Annotated in this window: 16 protein-coding genes and 1 tRNA gene; 4 read left to right on the top strand and 13 right to left on the bottom strand. The window is 59.8% G+C overall.

All coding sequences use genetic code 11. The features are described from left to right. Window position 1: 1 nt before the first annotated feature. Together pfkB and ptsP are read right to left on the bottom strand one after the other, a co-directional pair. Entirely contained in the window at window positions 2–943 is a 942-nt protein-coding gene (gene pfkB / locus AC30D7_RS06765; protein ID WP_490133515.1) for a 1-phosphofructokinase, read from the bottom strand. Continuing rightward, entirely contained in the window at window positions 943–3,810 is a 2,868-nt protein-coding gene (gene ptsP, locus AC30D7_RS06760) for a phosphoenolpyruvate--protein phosphotransferase (protein ID WP_019582441.1), read from the bottom strand. Before ptsP ends, pfkB begins: the two co-directional genes overlap by 1 nt. Before the next feature lie 301 nt (window positions 3,811–4,111). Between ptsP and cra the strand changes: the two genes are divergently transcribed. Together cra and AC30D7_RS06750 are read left to right on the top strand one after the other, a co-directional pair. Further along, on the top strand, window positions 4,112–5,107 hold the full coding sequence (gene cra, locus AC30D7_RS06755; RefSeq protein WP_490133514.1) for a catabolite repressor/activator: 996 nt from the start codon (window positions 4,112–4,114) through the stop codon (window positions 5,105–5,107). A 3-nt stretch (window positions 5,108–5,110) separates the two neighbouring features. Further along, complete coding sequence (locus AC30D7_RS06750) at window positions 5,111–5,887, top strand: TatD family hydrolase (RefSeq protein WP_490133513.1); 777 nt, start codon at window positions 5,111–5,113, stop codon at window positions 5,885–5,887. 35 nt (window positions 5,888–5,922) lie between these two features. On the opposite strand, the gene AC30D7_RS06745 is transcribed toward AC30D7_RS06750, so the two are convergent. From AC30D7_RS06745 to AC30D7_RS06730, 4 genes are all read right to left on the bottom strand, one after another. After that, the gene (locus AC30D7_RS06745) at window positions 5,923–7,953 is read right to left on the bottom strand and encodes a methyl-accepting chemotaxis protein (RefSeq protein ID WP_490133512.1); all 2,031 of its coding nucleotides are present in this window, start codon (window positions 7,951–7,953) and stop codon (window positions 5,923–5,925) included. 200 nt (window positions 7,954–8,153) lie between these two features. Continuing rightward, window positions 8,154–8,990: a regulatory signaling modulator protein AmpE gene (ampE, locus tag AC30D7_RS06740; protein WP_490133511.1), complete on the bottom strand. Its 837-nt coding sequence runs from the start codon at window positions 8,988–8,990 to the stop codon at window positions 8,154–8,156. Then, on the bottom strand, window positions 8,987–9,562 hold the full coding sequence (gene ampD / locus AC30D7_RS06735) for a 1,6-anhydro-N-acetylmuramyl-L-alanine amidase AmpD (RefSeq protein ID WP_019582446.1): 576 nt from the start codon (window positions 9,560–9,562) through the stop codon (window positions 8,987–8,989). The genes ampE and ampD overlap by 4 nt, the downstream gene beginning before the upstream one ends. A gap of 64 nt (window positions 9,563–9,626) precedes the next feature. Then, window positions 9,627–11,834, bottom strand: a complete 2,208-nt coding sequence (locus AC30D7_RS06730; protein ID WP_490133510.1) for a DUF1631 domain-containing protein — start codon at window positions 11,832–11,834, stop codon at window positions 9,627–9,629. Between the two features lie 360 nt (window positions 11,835–12,194). On the opposite strand from AC30D7_RS06730, the gene nadC reads away from it, so the two are divergent. Beyond that, window positions 12,195–13,043 (top strand): carboxylating nicotinate-nucleotide diphosphorylase, encoded by an 849-nt coding sequence (nadC, locus tag AC30D7_RS06725; protein ID WP_019582448.1) that lies wholly within the window; start codon window positions 12,195–12,197, stop codon window positions 13,041–13,043. Window positions 13,044–13,094: 51 nt separating this feature from the next. Here the strand turns inward: nadC and AC30D7_RS06720 are convergent, their stop codons facing one another. After that, window positions 13,095–13,400 carry a DUF6388 family protein gene (locus AC30D7_RS06720; protein WP_019582449.1) on the bottom strand — a complete coding sequence of 102 codons (306 nt, stop codon included), beginning with the start codon at window positions 13,398–13,400 and terminating at the stop codon, window positions 13,095–13,097. Window positions 13,401–13,704: 304 nt separating this feature from the next. Here AC30D7_RS06720 and AC30D7_RS06715 point away from each other — a divergent pair, with 304 nt between their 5' ends. Then, window positions 13,705–14,250, top strand: a complete 546-nt coding sequence (locus AC30D7_RS06715) for a hypothetical protein (protein WP_490133509.1) — start codon at window positions 13,705–13,707, stop codon at window positions 14,248–14,250. Between the two features lie 16 nt (window positions 14,251–14,266). On the opposite strand, the gene AC30D7_RS06710 is transcribed toward AC30D7_RS06715, so the two are convergent. From AC30D7_RS06710 to infB, 6 genes are all read right to left on the bottom strand, one after another. Continuing rightward, window positions 14,267–14,342, bottom strand: a tRNA-Thr gene (locus AC30D7_RS06710). A gap of 144 nt (window positions 14,343–14,486) precedes the next feature. Then, window positions 14,487–16,592, bottom strand: coding sequence for a polyribonucleotide nucleotidyltransferase (pnp, locus tag AC30D7_RS06705; RefSeq protein ID WP_003177877.1), 2,106 nt, complete (start codon window positions 16,590–16,592; stop codon window positions 14,487–14,489). Between the two features lie 197 nt (window positions 16,593–16,789). Then, a complete protein-coding gene (gene rpsO, locus AC30D7_RS06700) occupies window positions 16,790–17,059 on the bottom strand; it encodes a 30S ribosomal protein S15 (protein ID WP_011332409.1) in 270 nt (89 codons plus the stop codon). 117 nt (window positions 17,060–17,176) lie between these two features. Further along, the gene (gene truB / locus AC30D7_RS06695) at window positions 17,177–18,094 is read right to left on the bottom strand and encodes a tRNA pseudouridine(55) synthase TruB (protein WP_007933551.1); all 918 of its coding nucleotides are present in this window, start codon (window positions 18,092–18,094) and stop codon (window positions 17,177–17,179) included. A gap of 3 nt (window positions 18,095–18,097) precedes the next feature. After that, on the bottom strand, window positions 18,098–18,499 hold the full coding sequence (gene rbfA / locus AC30D7_RS06690) for a 30S ribosome-binding factor RbfA (protein ID WP_028939914.1): 402 nt from the start codon (window positions 18,497–18,499) through the stop codon (window positions 18,098–18,100). Window positions 18,500–18,658: 159 nt separating this feature from the next. After that, complete coding sequence (gene infB, locus AC30D7_RS06685) at window positions 18,659–21,178, bottom strand: translation initiation factor IF-2 (RefSeq protein ID WP_019582451.1); 2,520 nt, start codon at window positions 21,176–21,178, stop codon at window positions 18,659–18,661. Window positions 21,179–21,190 lie beyond the last annotated feature (12 nt).

The raw sequence follows: 21,190 nt of genomic DNA, 5'->3' as shown, positions 1-21,190 counted from the left end.
CTTATTGTTCTGTCAGGGGGCGCACGCGCACGCCCTGTTCGAGCTGCGCCAGTTGCGCGGCGTCGCCGATGCCAAAACCGATCTGGGTGACGGCCATGGCTGCAATCGCAGTGGCGGTGCGCAAGGTCTGTTCAGGCGTATCGGCACTGAGCAAACCGTGCAGCATGCCCGCCAGCAGCGAATCCCCCGCACCGACGGTGCTGACCACGCTGACCTTGGGCGGTGTGGCATGCATCGCCGAGCCGACACTGAACCAGTTCACCCCGTCGGCACCGTGGGAAATCACCACGTGCTCGATGCCATGAGCGTGCAAACGGCTTGCGGCCTCGGCTTGGGCGCCCACGGAAACCACTTCGCAATCCAGTGCTTCAGCCAGCTCTTCAGTGTTGGGCTTGATCAGCCACGGGCCAGCCGACAGGCCGGCGCGCAAGGCTTCACCGCTGGTGTCGAGCGCAACGTTCAAGCCGCGTTTTTTCAAGCGCAGGATCAACTCCCGCAACCATTGAGCACTCACGCCACGGGGCAAACTGCCAGCCACCACGACGGCGTCATGCCCTGGTGCAATCTGGTCGAGCCGATCGAGCAAAGCCTGCTGCGCCGCTTCACCGACCCGCGGCCCCGGGCCGTTGATGTCGGTGATGCGTCCATCGTTTTCCGCCAACTTGATATTGCTGCGGGTCTCACCAGGGACGCGGATAAACGCGTCGGTGAAGCCGCGTTTGGCGAACAGGGTTTCGAACGCCTGAAGGTTGTCTTCCCCGAGAAATCCGCTGACGGTCAGCTGATGCCCGAGGTCGGCCAGCACCTGTGCCACGTTCACCCCTTTGCCGGCGGCGTGGGTGTGCATTTCGTCGCTGCGATTGACCTGACCGGGCACAAGCATCGGCAATTGAACGGTAAGGTCCAGCGCCGGGTTGAGGGTCAGGGTTAAGATCTTGGCCATTACAGCGCCTCCACTAATGCGCGGACTTCGTTCGCGCTGCCCACGGCCAGGGCCTGTTGGGCAAGGGTTTGAGTCTGGGTCAGGCTGAGTTCGCGAATGCGCGCCTTGACCTCGGCAATGCTGCGGCCCGACACGCTCAACTCATCCACACCCAGGCCCACCAGCACCGGCACCGCCAGCGGATCAGCCGCCAGTTCACCGCACACGCCGACCCACTTGCCATGAGCATGAGCCGCACGCACGGTGATGTCGATCAGTTGCAGCACCGCCGGGTGCAAGCCGTCAGCCTGGGCCGACAAAGTCGGGTGACCACGGTCGATGGCCAGGGTGTACTGGGTCAGGTCGTTGGTGCCGACGCTGAAGAAGTCCACTTCCTTGGCCAAGACCGGCGCCAGCAAGGCGGCCGACGGCACTTCGATCATGATCCCCAGTTGCAGGTCCGCGACCGGGATTTCCAGACGCAGACGCTCGGTCATGTCCCGAGCCTGGCGCCACTCATCGACGCTGCCGACCATCGGGAACATGATCCGCAAGGGACGGTTATCCGCCGCACGCAGCAAAGCGCGCAATTGCGCTTCCATGACCTGCGGACGTTGCAGGGTCAGGCGAATGCCGCGCACACCGAGGAACGGGTTTTCTTCTTTGGCGATCGGCCAATACGGCAGCGGTTTGTCACCGCCGACGTCGAGGGTGCGCACCACCAGCGGTCGGCCGGCCAGGCCATCGAGTACGCGACGGTATTCGACTTCCTGGGTGGCTTCGTCCGGCGCTTGTGAATGAGCCATGAAAATCAGTTCGGTGCGCAACAGGCCAATGCCTTCGGCGCCCTGCTCCACCGCGCTGGTGACGCCAGCGCTCTCACCGATATTGGCGAACACTTCCACGGGGTGGCCGTCGGTGGTCAGCGCTGGTTGATGGCGTTGTTCGGCGGCGGCTTTGAGGCGCAGTTCGCGGGTGTCGCGCTCTTCGGTGGCGCGCTGCAAGGTCGCAGCATCGGCGTCCACGTGCAGGCGACCGCGCTGGCCATCGATCAACAGCGGCGTGCCCGGTTTCAGCAGCAACACGGCGGCGCCGGCGCCCACCAGTGCTGGAATACCCAGGGCCCGGGCGACAATCGCACTGTGGGCCGTGGCACCACCGCGAGCGGTGAGAATGCCGGCGACGCGCGTCGGATCAAGACGCGCCACATCCGACGGGCCGACTTCGTCCATCACCAGAATGTACGGTTGCGCAGGCTCCGCAGGCGTTTCGACGCCACACAAATGCGCCAGCACCCGACGGCCAATGTCGCGCAAGTCGGCGGCACGTTCGGCGAGCAACGCGTCCTGCAGCGCTTCCTGTTGTTTGGCGGCGGCTTCGATCACCGTCATCCACGCCGCTTCGGCGCTTTCACCTTGCTTGAGGCGGGTTTCGACTTCGTCGGTCAACTCCGGGTCGTCGAGCATTTCCTGATGGGTGATGAAAATCTCGCGAATCGCTTTGGCCTTGCTGCGCTCGATCAGGCCTTCGATGTCACGACGCACATCGGCCAGCGCTTGCTTGAGACGCTCGCGCTCGATGGCCGCGGACTCACCGCGCAGCGGGTAATCGATGACTTGCAGCACTTGAATATGCGCCGGGCCGATGGCGATCCCCGGTGCCGCGGCAATCGCCTGAATCAGGCTGCCGGACGCTGGCGCGAGCAGTGTTTCGGCGACCTCCACCTCCACGAGCACTTCGCGCTGCTGGCTTACCACGGGCAGCGGCTCGACTTCTTCACCGAGGCCTTCTTCGATGGCCGCCAACAAGGCCGGCAAGGCGTCGGCAGCGATGACCGGTTCGGCGATGAGTTCCAGCACCTGGCCGCGACGGGCGCCAAGGCTGAGCAGTTTGCTCAAACTCTTCACCGACACCGCGCTGTCGTGACCATCGACGATGCGTATACGGATCTCGCCTTCAAAACTTTTCGCCAGTTGCGCGAGGATCTTCGCCGGGCGCGCATGCAAACCGTGGGCGTTGGCCAGGGCAATGCGTGCGCTCGGCCAGTCCGCCGGCACTTCACCGCCAAGGACTTCCAGCACCGCGCGGCTACTGGTGGCACGGCCCAATTCATGGCCGCGACCTTCAATCAGCAACGCGCAAAGACGTTCGAGCAGCGCCTGATGGGCTTCACCGAGGCTGGCCAGGCAGAACAGCCCGCTCAGCGGCTGACCGAGGTAGCGGATGGGTTTGTCCGGGGTAACGAACGCCAGGCCGGGACGCTTCACCGTTTGTTCGCTGTGCAGCCACCACAGGCCATCGCCCAGCGGCAGCGCTTCGACCTGCTGCAAGACGCCGGCAAAACCGTTGCTCACGCAATCGGCCTGACGCAGCAAACGGGCACCGCGCCAAACCAGCTCTTCGAAGTCATCGGCGGACACACCGAGGCCGATCATCTGTGCGTCCAGTGCCAGCTCTTGTGGCGCGCCTTGCAGCAATTTCAACAAGGCTTCGGCGGAACTGGCGCGACGCAGGGCCTGGCCCAGGTCGGTTTCACCGAGGGCACGGGTCAGCAGTTGCAGCAGGCGCAGGTGTTCATCGGATTTGGCGGCGATACCGATGGCCAGATAAACGATCTGGCCATTGCCCCAGTCCACGCCGTCAGGAAACTGCATCAGCCGCACGCCAGTGGCGAATACCTGATCGCGGGTTTCGGGAGTGCCATGGGGGATGGCAATACCTTGGCCGAGAAAGGTCGAGCCCTGGGCTTCCCGGGCCTGCAAGCCTGCGAGGTAACCGTCGGCCACCAGGCCATCGGTCACGAGTCGGTCAGCGAGCAATTGCAAGGCGGTGGCTTTATCCACAGCCGACTGGCCCATGGATATCTGCTCTATGGTGAGCTCGAGCATGCTTTCTCCTTTTTGGCGCCGTGTGACGCCAGGTATTGTTTTGATTGATTCAGCTTAGGCGTTTTGAGAACACCTTTTCAGACGCAGTTTTGGCGGTTTCGCGGCAGAACCGACCAAAGCGACCTATAACGTAGAAAATACGCCTGCTGAAACGTTTAATCTAGAATCTTAGGCACGTTACTCGATAATGTCTCATCCTTGAAGTCCAATTATCGGATGTGCTGCGACAATGGTCGCCTGCCTCAATCGGGTAGGATTGGCGAAAATGTCGGGGCACGCTCTAAAAACAAGGAATACCGGGTTGAAACTCAGTGATATTGCACAATTGGCCGGTGTCTCCGTGACCACCGCCAGTTACGTCATCAATGGCAAGGCCGAACAGCAACGCATCAGCAGCGCCACTGTCGAGCGCGTGCGGGCAGTGGTCGAACAACATGGCTTCACGCCCAACCCGCAGGCCGCCGGGCTGCGCAGTCGGCACACCCGCACCCTGGGCTTCATTCTGCCGGACCTGGAAAACCCCAGTTACGCGCGAATCGCCAAACTGCTGGAACAAGGCGCCCGGGCGCGCGGCTATCAGCTGCTGATCGCCAGCTCCGACGATGCGCCGGACAGCGAACGGCAATTGCTGCAACTGTTCCGCGCCCGCCGCTGCGATGCGCTGATCGTCGCCAGTTGCCTGCCAGCCGGTGACGACAGCTATCGCCAGTTGCAGGCCAAAGGCATTCCGATCATCGCCATCGACCGGGTGATGGAGCCCGAACATTTCTGCTCGGTGATCAGCGATGATCGCGAAGCCAGCCTGCACCTGACCCGCAGCCTGCTGACCCCGCTGCCAAAACAGATCGCGCTGCTCGGCGCACGCCCTGAATTGAGTATCAGCCAGGAGCGGGCAGCGGGCTTCAAGGAAGCGCTGAACGGTTTCAAAGGCGAGGCGCTGATCGAGCACGGCGAGTCGTTCAGCCGTGAGTGCGGCAAACAACTGATGGAAGAATTGATCCAACGCCTGGGCCATTTGCCGGATGCGCTGGTGACCACCTCCTACGTGCTGCTTCAGGGCGTGTTCGATGCCTTGCACGACTTCCCGCTTAAAACCCGCCCGCTGCGCCTGGGCACCTTCGGTGATACGCAGTTGCTGGACTTCCTGCCACTGCCGGTCAACGCCATGGCCCAGCAGCATCAACTGATCGCCGACAAAGCCCTGAAACTGGCAGTGGCCGCCATCGAACAGGCCGATTACCAGCCCGGCGTGCAGGCCATCGCGCGAACGTTCAAGCAGCGTATTCTTCAGGACTGAACCGTGGAACTGATCGACACCCACACTCACCTGGATTTTCCGGATTTCGACCCGGATCGTCAGGCGCTGCTGGCCGAGAGCCGCGCGCTCGGCGTGCGGCGGATGGTGGTGTTGGGGGTGTATCAGGCCAATTGGCAGCGGGTCTGGGAGCTGGTGCAAAGCGATCCCGATCTGCACGCGGCATTCGGTTTGCACCCGGTGTATCTGGATGACCATCGCCCTGAAGACTTGACCGAACTCGGTGACTGGCTGACGCGGTTAGCGGGCCATCGCCAGCTATGCGCGGTGGGCGAGATCGGTCTGGATTACTTCATCGAAACCCTCGATCGTGAACGTCAGCAAACGCTGTTCGATGCCCAGCTGCAACTGGCAGCGGACTTCAACCTTCCAGCGTTGATTCATGTGCGACGCAGCCACGCGGCAGTGATTGCCACGCTCAAACGGTTTCGCTTGAAACGGGCGGGGATCATTCATGCCTTCGCCGGCAGCCAGGAAGAGGCTCGCGAATACATCAAGCTCGGTTTCAAACTCGGCCTCGGCGGCGCCGCGACCTGGCCACAAGCCTTGCGCATGCACCGGGTGATTGCCGGTTTGCCCCTTGAATCGGTGGTACTGGAAACCGACTCACCGGACATGGCCCCCGCCATGTTCCCTGGCCAACGCAACAGCCCGGCCCACTTGCCGGCGATCTGTGAGGCACTGGCCGCTCTCATGACGATCAGCCCCGAACAATTGGCCGCTGCCAGCACGGCCAATGCCTGTGAGTTGTTTAACTGGTAATCCGTTGATTCCCACATTTGAACTGCTTCGTGGCATCAAACCCGGAACGCACTGATCAACTGCTTGAGCTCCACCACCTGCGCCGACAACGCTCGGCTCGCATTCTCGGTCTGATGCGCGCCTTCGGCGGTACGCTCCCCGGCGCGGTTGATCTCGACGATGTTCTGGTCGATGTCGTGAGCCACAGCGGTCTGCTGCTCTACCGCAGCGGCAATCTGCTGGTTCTGGTCGACGATCATGCCGACGGCGCCGAGGATGTTTTCCAGCGCCTGCTGGACCTTTTCCGACTGCCCGACGGTGCCGTTGGCCATCTGATGGCTGGTGCCCATTGCCTTGACCGCCGCACCGACACCGCTGTGCAACTTGGCGATCATCTGCTCGATTTCTTCGGTCGATTGCTGGGTGCGCTTGGCCAGGGTCCGCACCTCGTCCGCCACCACCGCAAAACCACGACCCTGCTCACCCGCTCGCGCGGCTTCGATGGCAGCATTGAGGGCCAGCAGGTTGGTCTGTTCGGCAATGCTTTTGATCACTTCCAGCACACGGCTGATGGACTGACTGTCGCTGGCCAGTTGATTGATCACCCGCACCGACTGATCGATCTCGCTGGCCAGTGCCGCGATGCTGCCCTGCTGGGACTCCACCAACCCGCGACCGCTGATGGTCTCGTCATTGACACTGTGGGCGCTGCTGACCGCAGCGGAGGCACTGCGCGCCACCTCCAGGGAAGTGGCCGACATCTGGTTCATCGCCGTGGCGACTTGTTCGATCTGCGTACGCTGCCCCGCCACCGCCTGGTTGCTCTGGGCGGACACGCTTTCAACCTGCCCGGCCTGGCGCTCGACCTCACTGACGGTCTGCCCCACTCGCTCGATCAGGTCATGGATTTTCTTCACGGTGTCGGTGAATACCTCGCCCAACTCGCCCAGTTCGTCGCGGCTGTTGGCGCTGAAGGTCACGGTCATGTCACCAGCCGCCACCTTGTCCATCACTGCGCCCAGACGCTTGAGGGTGGTGCGGGTCGAGGCGTAGAACCCGCCATAGAGGTAAAAAATCAACACGAACACCAGCGCCAGCGCCACCGCCTGCAGAACCATGTGTGTACGGTGCTGCTCCAACCGCTGCTGCAACTGAGTACCGAGAAACTTCAGGGTCGCTTCGTTGAGTTGATAGGTCTGGTCCATCAGGCCCGTGACCTGATCGAAAAAGGCCTGCCATGGCGCATCGAGGGTGTCGGCCATCACCACCTGTTCTTCGAACAGCTCACTGGCCTTTTTCAGGGAGGCCTTGCTGCTTTCTGCCTGAGCCGCCAGGGTTTCGTGCGCGGCTTTACTGGAGCCCAGTGCATCCTTCAACTTCAGGCCATATTCGGCCTGGAGTTTTTCGATCTGCGCCAGCAACTCATCGAATCGGGTACTCGAGGCCGAATTGAGAAAGCCCTGCCCCAGTGAATAAGAACCCATTGCCCGGCCCTCGCCGAGTGTCTGGGTGACGGCCGGCGTGACGTTGGTAATGAGTTCGCTCAGCTGACGCATGTCGCTCTGGCTGTCGCGGCTCAGGCCGGCCTGACTGGCGATGATCTGGCTGAAAATCTGCGCGTTGCCGAGCAACTTGCCGATCAGCGCACTTTTGCTTTGCAGGGAGTTTTCCGCTTGTTGGGCCTTGAACGCGGCAATCATCTCGTCGCGCTTGCCGTCGAAAAACGTGATTTGTTCCGGGTCAGTGGTCATCGCCGCCAGCCCTTGCAAACGGCTCAGGACGCTTTGCTCCAGGGCACTGATCGTCGATTCGACATGATTGGCCTTGCCGGACTGGCCGAGGATGACGTTGATCTGCACCAGGTTGTTCAGGGTCTCCAGGTCCCGACGCAGGTTCAGGCCGCTGCCCAGCAGGTCGAGGCTCTGCAGTTCGACTCGAGTGCCCTGGAATTCGCGATAGGAATCGCGCACCAGATAGAAGTTGGTCACCAGCATCGGCACCAGGAACAGCACGCTGATCAGGCTGAACTTCATGCCGAAGCTCAGGCGGTTCATCAGCGCGACGGCGGGATAGAGCAAGCTCTTCACTGTGAAGTCTCCCTTTGATTTCTTATTTTTATTGGCAGGCGCGCAGAGACAGCAGATAGCCACTATTGGCGCTGCCTCTGTATAGCCTAAATCGGAGGGAGGTTTTGTAACTTAAGGTTAACGACAGGTCGCCGTTGTCGGAGCGGATGAGCCCCTGTGGCGAGCCCCCTCGCCACAAAAGCGTTCGCCGTAGATTGGAGTCAGGACAAAACAGTCCACAACGCAAACCCGGCATACCAAAGCACCGCCGCGCGCAGCAGCAGTTCCCAGATCCGGTCCAGGCTATTGATGCCGTCCGGGCCGACCACCGGCGCCGGAATTTCACCGGCCACCAGCCCGACCTTCTCGATCAACTGGGCAGCGCTGATGTTCCAGTTCAGCAGCTCATGCAGCATCACCCGGCTGACCGCGACAAAGTTGCCGACCAGCGCGAAGCTCGCCGCCAGCAACCGCACCGGCACCCAATCGAACGCGTGGCGCAGTTGTGTCGCGCGCTCGACCACGGCCGGGTTCTGCCCATGCTCTTCGGCCAGCGCCAGCAGTCGATAGCTCAAGGCCGCAACCGGGCCCAGCAGGAAGTACCAGAAGATCACCGCGAAAAAGCTCTGATAGGCCTCCCACAACAAATGCCCCTGCACCCGTTCCAGCAGTTGCTCGCCACTGTCGGCGCAGATATCCAGGTCGCGTTTGGCCACATGGGCGGCAGCCTGCAGGTCTTCCCGGCGCCAGGCATCGCGAAACGGCCCCAGGCCGGCCAGCAGATCGCCACGCCCCAGACTGTAAATCACCACCAACAGGTGCACGGGCAACGCCAGCAAGCCATAGGCCACCGGGTCCAGCACCACCAACAGCAACCCCAGCAGCGCCACCGGCAACAACACCAGCACCACCAGTATCAGCCACGGACGGTTGCTCATGCGTGGGCTCACTTCAAGCTTGTTCAGCTCGCGTACCCAACCCGTATCTCGTTGAACCCTATGGCGCAGGGCCGAGAATTTCTCGATCCATACCGCTAACAGCAGCACCAGAAAACTCATTGTTGCTCCTCTTCTTCCTGAGCGGCTTTTGCCAGGGCCGCACGATAGCGTGCCCAGTCAAACGCCGGTCCCGGATCAGTCTTGCGCCCGGGTGCAATGTCGCTATGCCCGCAGATACGTTGTGCGGTGATACCCGTGAAGGCGCTTTGTAGCTGTCGGGTCAGAGTCGTCAACGTCTGATATTGCGCATCGGTAAACGGTAGATCATCCGTGCCTTCAAGCTCGATGCCCACGGAAAAATCGTTACAGGTTTCCCGCCCCTCGAAACACGAAACGCCGGCGTGCCAGGCGCGCTCAAGACAAGAGACAAACTGAGTGACGGTGCCGTCACGTTCAATCAGAAAGTGCGCAGACACCCGCAGGTCGGCGATCCCTGCAAAGTAGGGATGTTCCGTGACATCCAGACGATTCTGGAAAAACTCCTGCACCTTGCCGGTCAGAAACTGCGCGGGCGGCAGACTGATGTTGTGGATCACCAGCAGGGAAATCTCGCCCTCGGGGCGCGCATTGAAGTTGGGCGAAGGGCATAAACGCACACCCTGACACCAACCACTCGCGGGGTCCAACTGCATACAGGCTCCTTCAACGACGACTGTGTTGGCGCCCAGTATGCCGCGATAGGCCCTCGGCGCGCGATCACTTGCCGCGATTGAGACGCCGCAGGTTGCCCAGCACCGATTCCAGCGCCCGATCGAACAGCAAGGTGTCGTCCAGCGTGCGCACCGCGCCACGCCGAAACTCCAGGGCCAGGCCGGTACGGTTGTGCTCCAGCACTTTCATTCCGGTACGGTCGACAAAGATGTACTTGCCGGTGGATTCAATGATTGCCGTCAATTTACAACGCAGGGTGTTTTCCTCGTCTTCCTGAAACTCGACCCAGCCCCCCGGGCGCAGTTGATCGACTTGCAGTAGCGCGGCATCATCCTCCGGCAAACGCACCGAGGCCGTTTCGACCGGGCCTTCGTCAGCAGTGCGAAGCACGATTTCCTCCTGCACCTCGACCATCATCGGCCCCTCGACAGGCGTGCTGTTCTGGCTCGGACGTTCAAACAGTTGAACGTGCAGGCCTTCCAGCTCGCTGAAAAACTCGCTGGTAGCGAACGGGTCGAATGCCGAGCTGTTCAGCCCATCGCGCAACGACTTGAGCAACCCTGGCACCAGCGCCAACAAGCGCAGGCTCGCATCGGGTTCGTCATGGCGTTGCACGCTCCAGATCAACTGCTCCATGGTCTGCACATCGGCGTGCCATTCGGCGGACTGATCACCGTGCTTGAGGCCGGTCAGCAACAGCACTTTGCTCCAGGCCTCCTGAACAAACACCACCACGCTGTGCGGCAAAACCTTGCCCACCAACACCTGATTCAACGCCTGCTCGACGCGCTGACGGGCCAGTTCGGTCCTGGCACGGCCTTCTTCGGCGTCTCGGGTGCGCTGCTCCAGCAATTCACTGCGACGACGCTCGTCATTGGTGAAGGCGAGGAAATCCGCCAGCAGTTCGGAAAAGATCGCCGAATCATCGACAAAGTCGTTCAACAAGCGTTGCACCACCTGCTCAATGCGCAGGTACAGACTGTCGCGCTGATGGTCATCGCACTCGCCCCAGCCCATGGCCGCCGCGGCGATTTCGTTGAGCAAGCGCCGGGCGGGATGGCTGCTGCGGCTGAAAAAACTCTTGTCGAGCACCGCGACTTTCAGCATCGGAATCTGCAAGCGGCCAATCAGCGCCTTGAGGGAGTCCGGCAGGTTGCGGTCATCGAGAATGCATTCGAAGAGCATGGCGATCAGGTTGATCACGTCTTCATCGGCCACTCCGACCACCCGCAACCTGCCGCTTTTGACGCTGACCCGGGTCAGCAGCAGTTCGAGCTGGTTGCGCAGGTCGAAGTCGTCCTGAACCGCCAGCGCCGGCACATATTGCTGCAAGTGCGAGAGCAGTCGCAGCAGATCGCGGGTAGAAATGGGCTGGGTCCGGGCACTGACCTCCAGGGTCGGCGCAACGCTGCCGCGCACATGGAGCAGCAACTCCTGCAAGGCGGCGAAGACTTCCTGAACGCCCTCGTCAACCTGTGGATTGCCGCTGCGACTCCCTGCCTCGACAGGGTCGGCGTGAGCACTGGCAGCCGCTCGATCGGTGGCACGTCGCGCCGGGGCGGGCTTGAGGTCCGGCAGCACACCGGTGGCGATCAGCAGTTGATTGGCCTCGGCGTAAAGCTGATCGGCGTTGCTGAGCACGTAGCGCTCGAACAGCTTGAGGATGATCAGCTTGACCTTGATCTCCATCCCCAGGTTGCGCCCCGCCTGCAGGAAATACTCACAGAGCAGCGTCGGCCCCAAGGGGTTGTGCTGTTCGACCAGTTTCTTGCCCAGCAAGGTGCTCAGTCGGGCGGTGAGCTGGTCGAGGGCGAAGCCATCGCGGTTCAGCACTTTGCCGACCATAACCTCCACCGCCACATTACGCTCCATGTCGTCATGGGATAGCGACACCGAGGTATCGAAAGCCAATGCCCGGGGCAAGGCAGCCTGTGAGGTGTCGCACTGCGTGAGCCTGAGGAAAGCCTCGACGAACTGCTCGAGAAAACCGCGCTCGATATTTTTGCGCTTGAGGCGCAAATCGCGCATGGCTTCGAAGAAGATGTTTTGCTCGACATCAGTCCGGGCCCGGTCGGCCATTTCGAACAAGGTGTCGTCGGCGTTATCGAACAGCTCCTGCAAACCCTGCTTGAGCTGTTGGGCAGCTTTGTCGCGAACCTGAAGCAGAATCACGGGCAGGCGGGCGAGCAGCGAATGAGTCGCCTGATCGGTAGTCGCCTTGTGCAAAGGCACTACATTCCCGTCGTTGTGCATCCAAGCCTCCTGAAACGGTGATTCTTCGGTTCGGTAAGAAAGATCGAGCACGCCGGCCACACGGCCGGCGTTCAGCGGAGTACATCGCACACCCGCTGTCATTCAATAATCGGGAATCCAAAGGTACGTCAAAGCTATGACGTCAAATGCAAGGCAGAATTATCTGCAAAAGACCTCTCTTGTGCCAGCAGACTCTGCGCTCCCAAAGAAACAGACGTTTATGAAAGACCCTTGCTTAGAGTCAATTGCTCACGCGAATCGACCAAATGCAGGTTTGCGAACGACGGGATGGTTGTTGATGCCTTGGGTTGCCTCGCGCCATGGCCCTATAATCGGGCCACTTTGTTTGTGGAGCCCGTTATGCCGAATCTACGTCTCGCCGATTTGACCGCCGAAATCGAAGCCAACGTGCGCCGTGCGTTACTCGAGGACATCGGCAGCGGCGACATCACCGCGCAACTGATCCCGGCCGAACGTCTGGCCAAAGCCACCATCATCACCCGCGACGCTGCCGTCATCAGCGGCACTGCATGGGTCGATGCCGTGTTTCGGCAGCTGGATCCGCGGGTCGCCGTGCACTGGCAGGTGAGCGATGGCGAACGGGTGAAACCCAATCAGGCGCTGTTCCACCTCGAAGGCCCGGCACGCTCGCTGCTCACCGGCGAACGCAGCGCACTGAACTTCCTGCAACTGCTCTCGGGCGTGGCCACTCGCGCGCAGTACCTGGCGGATTTCGTCGCCCAAACCCAAGTGAAGTTGCTCGATACCCGCAAAACCCTGCCGGGGCTGCGTCTGGCCCAGAAATACGCCGTGACCTGCGGCGGTTGCTACAACCACCGCATCGGCCTGTATGACGCCTTCCTGATCAAGGAAAACCATATCGCCGCCTGCGGTGGCATCCCTGAGGCTATTGCTGCCGCGCACAAGATCGCTCCGGGCAAACCAGTGGAGATCGAAGTGGAGAACCTGACGGAGCTCAAAGAAGCCCTGGCAGCGGGAGCCGACATCATCATGCTCGATGAACTGAGCCTGGATGACATGCGCGAAGCCGTGCGCCTGAACGCCGGCAAGGCAAAACTGGAGGCCAGTGGCGGCATCAACGAAAGTACGTTGCTGCCGATTGCGCAAACCGGGGTGGATTACATTTCGATTGGTGCGATGACCAAGGATGTGAAGGCCGTAGACCTGTCGATGCGACTGAGTCTCTGATCACACCCCTGATAATGAAAAACGCCAGCCTCATGAAGGCTGGCGTTTTTTTCAGACCACCAGATTGTTCATCTCGCAGTACTCTTCCCACTCGACGCCCAACACCTCGGCCGCCTCCTTGTGCAGTGCCAGGCGCGCGGCCTCGAACTCTTCGGGGCTTGATGTGTACTTGAGCGTCAGTTCCCAAGGCTGCAAACCCTGGGCTTCTGCCTCATCCTCGAACGCCCACTGGATCTGGTCCTTCTGATCGTCGGCAGGCAAGTCCTTGATCTCTTCCAGTAACTGGGGTGCATCCAGTACGTACTTTTTCAGGGCTTCTTCGTGTCTGGCTTCTTGGGTCAATTCTTTAACGGTCATGGCGTTCTCGCTGATCTGGGGAATGGAAGATGGATCTGGATCATCAAGGATCTCTCTGACGCAAAAAAACCGTTTGAAACCCGGTTTGTCTGGCCTTCAGAACCATTCGGGATCATCTGAAAACTGCTGGGCGATGCTCATGCAGGCAACGAATATAGGACGTTTTGCCCACGATTTACACGGCTCTTTACATCTATCCCGCAAAAAGCTGTGTGCAATAGATGCTGGAGACCTCGGGGAACATAAATTCAAATCCCAAGTCATAGCGATGTGCCATATAGGCACTTCACAAGGAACCCCAGTGATGCGCAGTTTTTCGAAGCTTTCGTCTACCCGTCTTGCCGCTGCTACCCTGCTGCTCGGCAGCCTGGCATTGGCCAGCGCAGCTCAAGCGGCTGTCGAAGTCGCCTCTGACCCTTCGCTGTACTCCGACAAAATCTCCGCCCTGCACAATTCATACGGCAAGGACACGCTCGTCAGAACCAGTGTCAGCATCGATGATCTGGAAAACCTGCAAAAAACCGTGAAGGCCAATGCCAGCGAACTGGAAAGCCAGAAGCGCACCATCAGCGAACAGGCCCGTCAGATTGAAGAGCTCAAACGCAACAGTGGTTCCAGCACCAGCTCCAGCAGCAAGGAGATTGATGATCTCAAGCGCACGGTCAATGAACAGGAACGCGACCTGAACACTCTCACCAAACAAGTGGAAGAGCTCAAGCGCAACAGCGGTTCCAGCTCCAGCTCGAACAACAGCGAGATCTCCAGCCTGAAACAGAAGATCAACGACCAGGATCGCGCGACGGATCAGCTCAAGCGCACCGTCGAGGAGCTGAGCAGAAAGGTGAAGTAAGCGGGGGGGGGGGAAATGGTGCCCGAGACAGGAATCGAACCTGCGACCTTCGCGTTACGAGTGCGCTGCTCTACCGGCTGAGCTACACGGGCTGTGGGCTAAACCTAGCACTGGTCTCGATGTCCGGCAACTTCGCACACCGCAAAATGGAAAGATCTTTCCTGCACAAAAAAATGCCCCGCCGTTTTCACGGCGGGGCATTTTTTATAACGTTGAAGCGGTTGGCGCGGGGGTAATTAAACGCCCGAAGCCTTGGCCGCTGCTACGTCTTTGATGGACAGCTTGATACGGCCGCGGTTGTCCACGTCCAGTACCAGAACTTCCACTTCCTGGCCTTCTTTCAGGATGTCGGTCACTTTCTCTACACGAGCATCGCTCAGCATCGAGATGTGAACCAGACCGTCCTTGCCTGGCAGGATGTTAACGAATGCGCCGAAGTCGACGATGCGCTCAACCTTACCTACGTAGATCTTGCCGATTTCAGCTTCAGCGGTGATGCCCAGAACGCGCTGACGTGCAGCTTCAGCCGCTTCCTTGGTTTCGCCGAAGATCTTGATCGAGCCGTCGTCTTCGATGTCGATCGAAGCCTTGGTCTCTTCACAGATCGCACGAATGGTCGCGCCGCCTTTACCGATGACATCACGGATTTTGTCGGTGTCGATTTTCATCGCGATCATGGTCGGAGCGTTTTCCGACAGTTCGGTACGCGACTGGCCAATGATCTGGTTCATCTGACCGAGGATGTTCAGGCGCGCTTCCAGGGCTTGGCCCAGAGCGATCTCCATGATTTCTTCGGTGATGCCCTTGATCTTGATGTCCATCTGCAGCGCGGTAACACCCTTGGCGGTACCGGCTACTTTGAAGTCCATGTCGCCCAGGTGGTCTTCGTCACCCAGGATGTCAGTCAGGACGGCGAATTTCTCGCCTTCTTTAACCAGACCCATGGCGATACCGGCAACCGGTGCCTTCATCGGTACACCGGCGTCCATCAGCGCCAGGGAAGCGCCGCAGACCGAAGCCATGGAGCTCGAACCGTTGGACTCAGTGATTTCCGATACGACACGGATGGTGTACGGGAACACGTCGGCAGCAGGCAGCATGGCCTGAACCGAACGACGGGCCAGACGGCCGTGACCGATTTCGCGACGACCAGCGCCACCCATGCGACCACACTCGCCTACCGAGAACGGAGGGAAGTTGTAGTGCAGCATGAACGGGTCTTTTTTCTCGCCTTCCAGGGTGTCCAGCAGCTGTGCGTCACGGGCGGTGCCCAGTGTCGCGACGACCAGAGCCTGGGTTTCGCCACGGGTGAACAGTGCCGAACCGTGGGTCTTCGGCAGAACACCCACTTCGATGTTCAGCGGACGTACGGTGCGGGTGTCGCGGCCGTCGATACGTGGCTTGCCGTTAACGATGTTTTCGCGAACGGTGCGGTATTCGATTTCGCCGAAAGCAGCTTTGACTTCAGCAGCGGAAGGCTGGCCTTCTTCACCGGACAGCTTGGCAACCACCTGGTCTTTCAGTTCGCCCAGGCGAGCGTAACGGTCAGCCTTGATGGTGATGGTGTAAGCCTGGGAGATCGCTTCGCCGAACTCGGCACGGATAGCACCCAGCAGAGCAGTGGCTTCTGGCTGAGGAGCCCAGGTCCAGGTTGGCTTGGCAGCTTCAGCGGCCAGCTCTTTAACGGCGTTGATCACCACCTGGAACTCGTCGTGAGCAAACAGTACCGCGCCCAGCATCTGGTCTTCGGTCAGCTCTTTGGCTTCCGATTCAACCATCAACACGGCTTCCGAAGTACCGGCAACGACCATGTCCAGGCTCGAAGCTTTCAGTTGCTCGTAAGTCGGGTTCAGCAGGTAGCCGGTGCTTTCGTGGAACGCAACGCGGGCAGCGCCGATCGGGCCATCGAAAGGAATGCCGGAGATAGCCAGCGCAGCCGAGGTACCGATCATCGCAGCGATGTCCGGATCGGTCTTCTTGCTGGTGGAAACGACGGTGCAGACAACCTGCACTTCGTTCATGAAACCTTCAGGGAACAGTGGACGGATCGGACGGTCGATCAGTCGGGAAGTCAGGGTTTCTTTCTCGGAAGGACGGCCTTCACGCTTGAAGAAACCGCCAGGGATCTTGCCGGCGGCGTAAGTCTTTTCCTGGTAGTGAACAGACAGAGGGAAGAAGCCCTTGCCTGGATCGGCTTGTTTGGCACCGACTACGGTCACCAATACGCTGACGTCGTCGTCAACGGTGACCAATACTGCGCCGGAGGCCTGACGGGCGATACGGCCAGTCTCGAGGGTAACGGTCGACTGACCGAACTGGAATTTTTTGATTACCGGGTTCACGGTGTCCTACCTTCTTTGTGGCTCTTGGGGGAACTGGTTTCTTGCGAAATTCTTGGGCAACGCCGGGAATCGGCCCGACTGTCATTGTCCAGGGTAAAACTATTGTCCAGATAAAACTTGAGGCTGGGAGCCTGCCATGTGCCTGCGGGAAACCCGCTGGCACACAGCAAACAACCAACCTCTAGCGCAATCGCTTATTAGCGACGCAGACCCAGGCGAGCGATCAGAGCGCTGTAACGGCTCACGTCCTTGCCTTTCAGGTAGTCCAGCAGCTTACGACGCTGGTTAACCATGCGGATCAGACCACGACGGGAGTGGTGATCTTTACCGTTGGCCTTGAAGTGACCTTGCAGTTTGTTGATGTTGGCGGTCAGCAGTGCAACTTGCACTTCTGGCGAACCAGTGTCACCAACAGCTTGCTGGTAGTCAGCTACGATTTGAGCTTTTTCTTGAACGTCGAGAGCCATGAGGCAATCCTTTTATCAGGAAACTGTTTCAGAAAAACAGTTTCAACAGGCCAGGGACAAATCCCTGTATCTAAAAATGAGTAGTGACCGTGCCTGTTAACAGCCACCCTCGTTCGGTCATTCTGACCGAATCAGTCGACGTGGCGCGATACGCCCGTCTTCGCTCACTTCACCGATACCGATGAAGCGACCATTGTGATCCTGTACCCGTACCATGCCAAATTTCGGTGCATCCGGGGCACGTACCGGCTGGCCGTTAAGCCAGTAGAACGCGCTCGCTTCCGAGAACTGCAACAGCGGCCAATCCAGCAGGCCGCTGTCCGATGGCATCAGGAAGCGGTCGACCGCTTCGTTGCCGCCTTCGGCATGTACCGCTTCAAGCTCTTCCAGCGTGACGGTCTGCGCAAGCGTGAAAGGCCCGGCCTGGGTACGTCGCAATTCAGCCACGTAAGCGCCACAACCGAGTTGCTCACCGATATCCTCCACCAGGGTACGGATATAGGTGCCTTTGCTGCAATCCACCGCAAGCCGCGCAGTATCACCCTCAAAGGCCAGTAATTCCAAGCGCGCAATAGTAACAGAACGCGGTTCGCGCTCCACTACTTCACCTGCACGGGCCAGCTTGTACAGCGGCTGCCCATCGCGCTTGAGTGCCGAGTACATCGGCGGTATCTGACTGATTTGCCCACGAAATTTCGGCAACACAGCTTCGATATCGGCACGACCAACGGTCACCGGACGTTCCAGCAAAACCTCACCTTCGGCATCCGCCGTGGTGGTGGTCTTGCCCAGTTGCGCCAGGGTTTCATAACCTTTGTCGGAATCGAGCAGGTATTGCGAGAACTTGGTGGCCTCGCCGAAGCACAACGGCAACACGCCGGTGGCCAGCGGATCGAGACTGCCGGTGTGCCCGGCCTTCTCGGCATTGAGCAACCAGCGGACCTTCTGCAACGCCGCGTTGGAAGTGAACCCCAACGGCTTGTCGAGCAGGATGATACCGCTGACGTTACGACGGATACGTTTGACCTGAGCCACCGATTACTCCTTGGCGTCTTCGGGTTCAGCCGCTACCGGGTGCTGACTGTCTTCAGCCACCGCGCGTTCGATCAGGGCCGACAGGTGCGCACCACGCACGACACTTTCGTCGTAATGGAAGTGCAACTGTGGAACGCTGCGCAATTTCATCTCGCGAGCCAACTGCATGCGCAGGAAACCGGCGGCGGAGTTGAGCACCTTGATGCTTTGCGCGATGTCGTCGCGGCTGTCCTGCCCCATCACGGTGATGAAGATCTTGGCGTGACCGACGTCACGGCTGACTTCAACAGCGGTAATGGTGACCAGCCCGACGCGCGGGTCTTTGACTTCACGACGGATCAGCTGTGCCAGCTCACGCTGCATCTGATCGCCGATACGTTGGGTACGGCTATATTCTTTTGCCATGTCTTGTTACCTGTTACTGCCCCACGGTGAAACCCGAAGGGTCTGAAAGCGGCAAACGCCCGGCCTGACAAAAGCCAGACCGGGCGTTGCGTTTAGAGTCCGACTGATGCGCCGCGCAATTGCATGCGGCTGGCCATCACGGCTCTTGAAGTGCGCGAGTTAGAGGCTGCGAGCAACCTGAACCTTCTCGAATACTTCGATCTTGTCACCGACCTTGACGTCGTTGTAGCTCTTCACGCCGATACCGCATTCCATGCCGGCACGTACTTCGGAAGCGTCATCCTTGAAGCGGCGCAGGGATTCCAGCTCGCCTTCGAAGATAACGATGTCTTCACGCAGTACACGGATTGGACGGTTACGGTGGACAACACCTTCGATAACCATGCAACCGGCGATCGCGCCAAACTTCGGCGAACGGAACACGTCACGCACTTCAGCGGTACCCAGGATGTTCTCGCGAACATCGCTGCCCAGCATACCGGTAAGGGCTTTCTTGACGTCTTCGATGATGTCGTAGATCACGTTGTAGTAACGCATATCCAGACCTTCCTGCTCGACGATCTTGCGAGCGCCGGCATCGGCACGCACGTTGAAGCCGAACAGTACAGCGTTGGAGGCCAGTGCCAGGTTGGCGTCGGATTCGGTGATACCACCGACACCGCCACCGACCACACGCACTTGCACTTCGTCGTTACCCAGGCCATTCAAGGCACCGTTCAACGCTTCCAGCGAACCACGGACGTCGGATTTGAGGACGATGTTGAGCGTCTTCTTCTCTTCCTGACCCATGTTCTCGAAGATATTTTCAAGCTTGCCGGCGTGAGCACGGGCCAGTTTGACTTCGCGGAACTTGCCTTGACGGAACAGAGCCACTTCACGGGCTTTCTTCTCGTCAGCAACTACGCTCATCTCGTCGCCAGCGTCCGGAGTACCGTCCAGGCCGAGGATCTCGACAGGGATGGAAGGACCGGCTTCCTTGATTGGCTTGCCGTTCTCGTCGAGCATGGCGCGAACGCGGCCATAGTTCGAACCGACCAGCACCATGTCGCCCTGGCGCAAGGTACCGTCTTGAACCAGAACGGTTGCAACCGGACCACGACCTTTGTCGAGACGCGATTCAACCACAACACCACGACCAGGGGCCGATGGGGTTGCTTTCAGTTCGAGAACTTCAGCTTGCAGCAGAACAGCTTCGAGCAACTCGTCCACGCCGGTACCGACTTTCGCCGAAACCGATACGAACGGGGTGTCGCCGCCCCACTCTTCCGAAGTCACGCCGTGAACCGACAATTCGCTACGGATGCGATCGAGATCGGCGCCCGGCTTGTCGATTTTGTTCACTGCAACAACCAGAGGTACGCCAGCCGCCTGAGCGTGCTGAACAGCTTCAACGGTCTGCGGCATTACGCCGTCGTCCGCTGCAACTACCAGGATCACGATGTCGGTCGCCTTGGCACCACGGGCACGCATGGCGGTAAACGCGGCGTGACCAGGGGTGTCGAGGAAGGTGACCATGCCGCGTTCGGTTTCAACGTGGTACGCACCGATGTGCTGGGTGATACCACCGGCTTCGCCAGCAGCTACCTTGGCGCGACGGATGTAGTCGAGCAGCGAGGTCTTACCGTGGTCAACGTGACCCATTACGGTCACAACTGGTGCACGGGAGAACGTCTCGCCTTCAAACTTCAGGGACTCGGCCAGGGAATCTTCCAGGGCGGTGTCGCTGACCAGGGTCACTTTGTGGCCCAGCTCTTCGGCAACCAGTTGGGCAGTTTCCTGATCCAGTACCTGGTTGATGGTCGCTGGGGTACCCAGTTTGAACATGAACTTGATGATTTCAGCAGCCTTGACCGACATCTGCTGGGCGAGATCGCCAACAGTGATGGTCTCGCCGATCTTCACTTCGCGCACAACAGGGCCGGTTGGGCTCTGGAAACCGTGGGCGTTGCGTTTCTTCAGCTTGGCCTTGCCGCGACCACCACGACGGAAGCCATCGCTTTCTTCGTCGGTAGTACGTGGGGCAACGCGTGGAGCAGGCGCTTTTTCCTTGACCGAAGCACGATGCGGAGCGTTTTTGCGCTCGCCATCGCCACTGCCCCGACGATTACTATCGTCGGCACGTGGTTTGTCCGGACGACGCTGCTCGTCGCGCTTGCGAGTGTCGGCTGCAGGCGCAGCGGCCACGACCGGGGCGCTTTCACGCACAGGTTCGGCAACTGCAACAGGCGCTGCGACAGCTTCGACAGGAGCGGTTTGCGCAGCAGCAGGCTGGCGACGCGCTTCTTCTTCGGCGCGACGCTTGGCTTCTTCTTCAGCCTTCTGACGTGCAGCATTTTCTACTGCGCGACGTTCTTCCAGTTCGCGTTTGCGCTCGGCTTCGATTTCTTCCGGGCTGCGTTGCACGAAGACTTTCTTCTTGCGTACTTCAACGCTGATGCTTTTGCTGCCAGCAACACGCAGGGTGCTGGTGGTTTTACGCTGCAGCGTGATCTTGCGTGGTTCTTCCACTTTCGCCTTGTGGCTGCTTTTCAAGTGAGTCAGCAAAGATTGCTTCTCACTGTCAGTCACATGTTCTTCGGCGGCGGTGTGCGGCAGACCTGCCTCACGCATCTGCTGCAACAGGCGCTCTACCGGTGTTTTGACCTCATCGGCCAGTTGTTTCACCGTGACTTGCGTCATGCACTTCTCTCC

This window comes from Pseudomonas sp. DF5, assembly GCF_058148225.1.
This window is presented reverse-complemented; position numbering and strand designations above follow the sequence as displayed.

Coding starts and splice junctions, on each gene's coding strand:
- AC30D7_RS06720 (WP_019582449.1), bottom strand. CDS start 13,400: ATGACCGTTAAAGAATTGACCCAAGAAGCCAGACACGAAGAAGCCCTG.
- ampD (WP_019582446.1), bottom strand. CDS start 9,562: ATGCAGTTGGACCCCGCGAGTGGTTGGTGTCAGGGTGTGCGTTTATGC.
- rbfA (WP_028939914.1), bottom strand. CDS start 18,499: ATGGCAAAAGAATATAGCCGTACCCAACGTATCGGCGATCAGATGCAG.
- pfkB (WP_490133515.1), bottom strand. CDS start 943: ATGGCCAAGATCTTAACCCTGACCCTCAACCCGGCGCTGGACCTTACC.
- ampE (WP_490133511.1), bottom strand. CDS start 8,990: ATGAGTTTTCTGGTGCTGCTGTTAGCGGTATGGATCGAGAAATTCTCG.
- rpsO (WP_011332409.1), bottom strand. CDS start 17,059: ATGGCTCTCGACGTTCAAGAAAAAGCTCAAATCGTAGCTGACTACCAG.
- ptsP (WP_019582441.1), bottom strand. CDS start 3,810: ATGCTCGAGCTCACCATAGAGCAGATATCCATGGGCCAGTCGGCTGTG.
- infB (WP_019582451.1), bottom strand. CDS start 21,178: ATGACGCAAGTCACGGTGAAACAACTGGCCGATGAGGTCAAAACACCG.
- AC30D7_RS06715 (WP_490133509.1), top strand. CDS start 13,705: ATGCGCAGTTTTTCGAAGCTTTCGTCTACCCGTCTTGCCGCTGCTACC.
- AC30D7_RS06730 (WP_490133510.1), bottom strand. CDS start 11,834: ATGCACAACGACGGGAATGTAGTGCCTTTGCACAAGGCGACTACCGAT.
- nadC (WP_019582448.1), top strand. CDS start 12,195: ATGCCGAATCTACGTCTCGCCGATTTGACCGCCGAAATCGAAGCCAAC.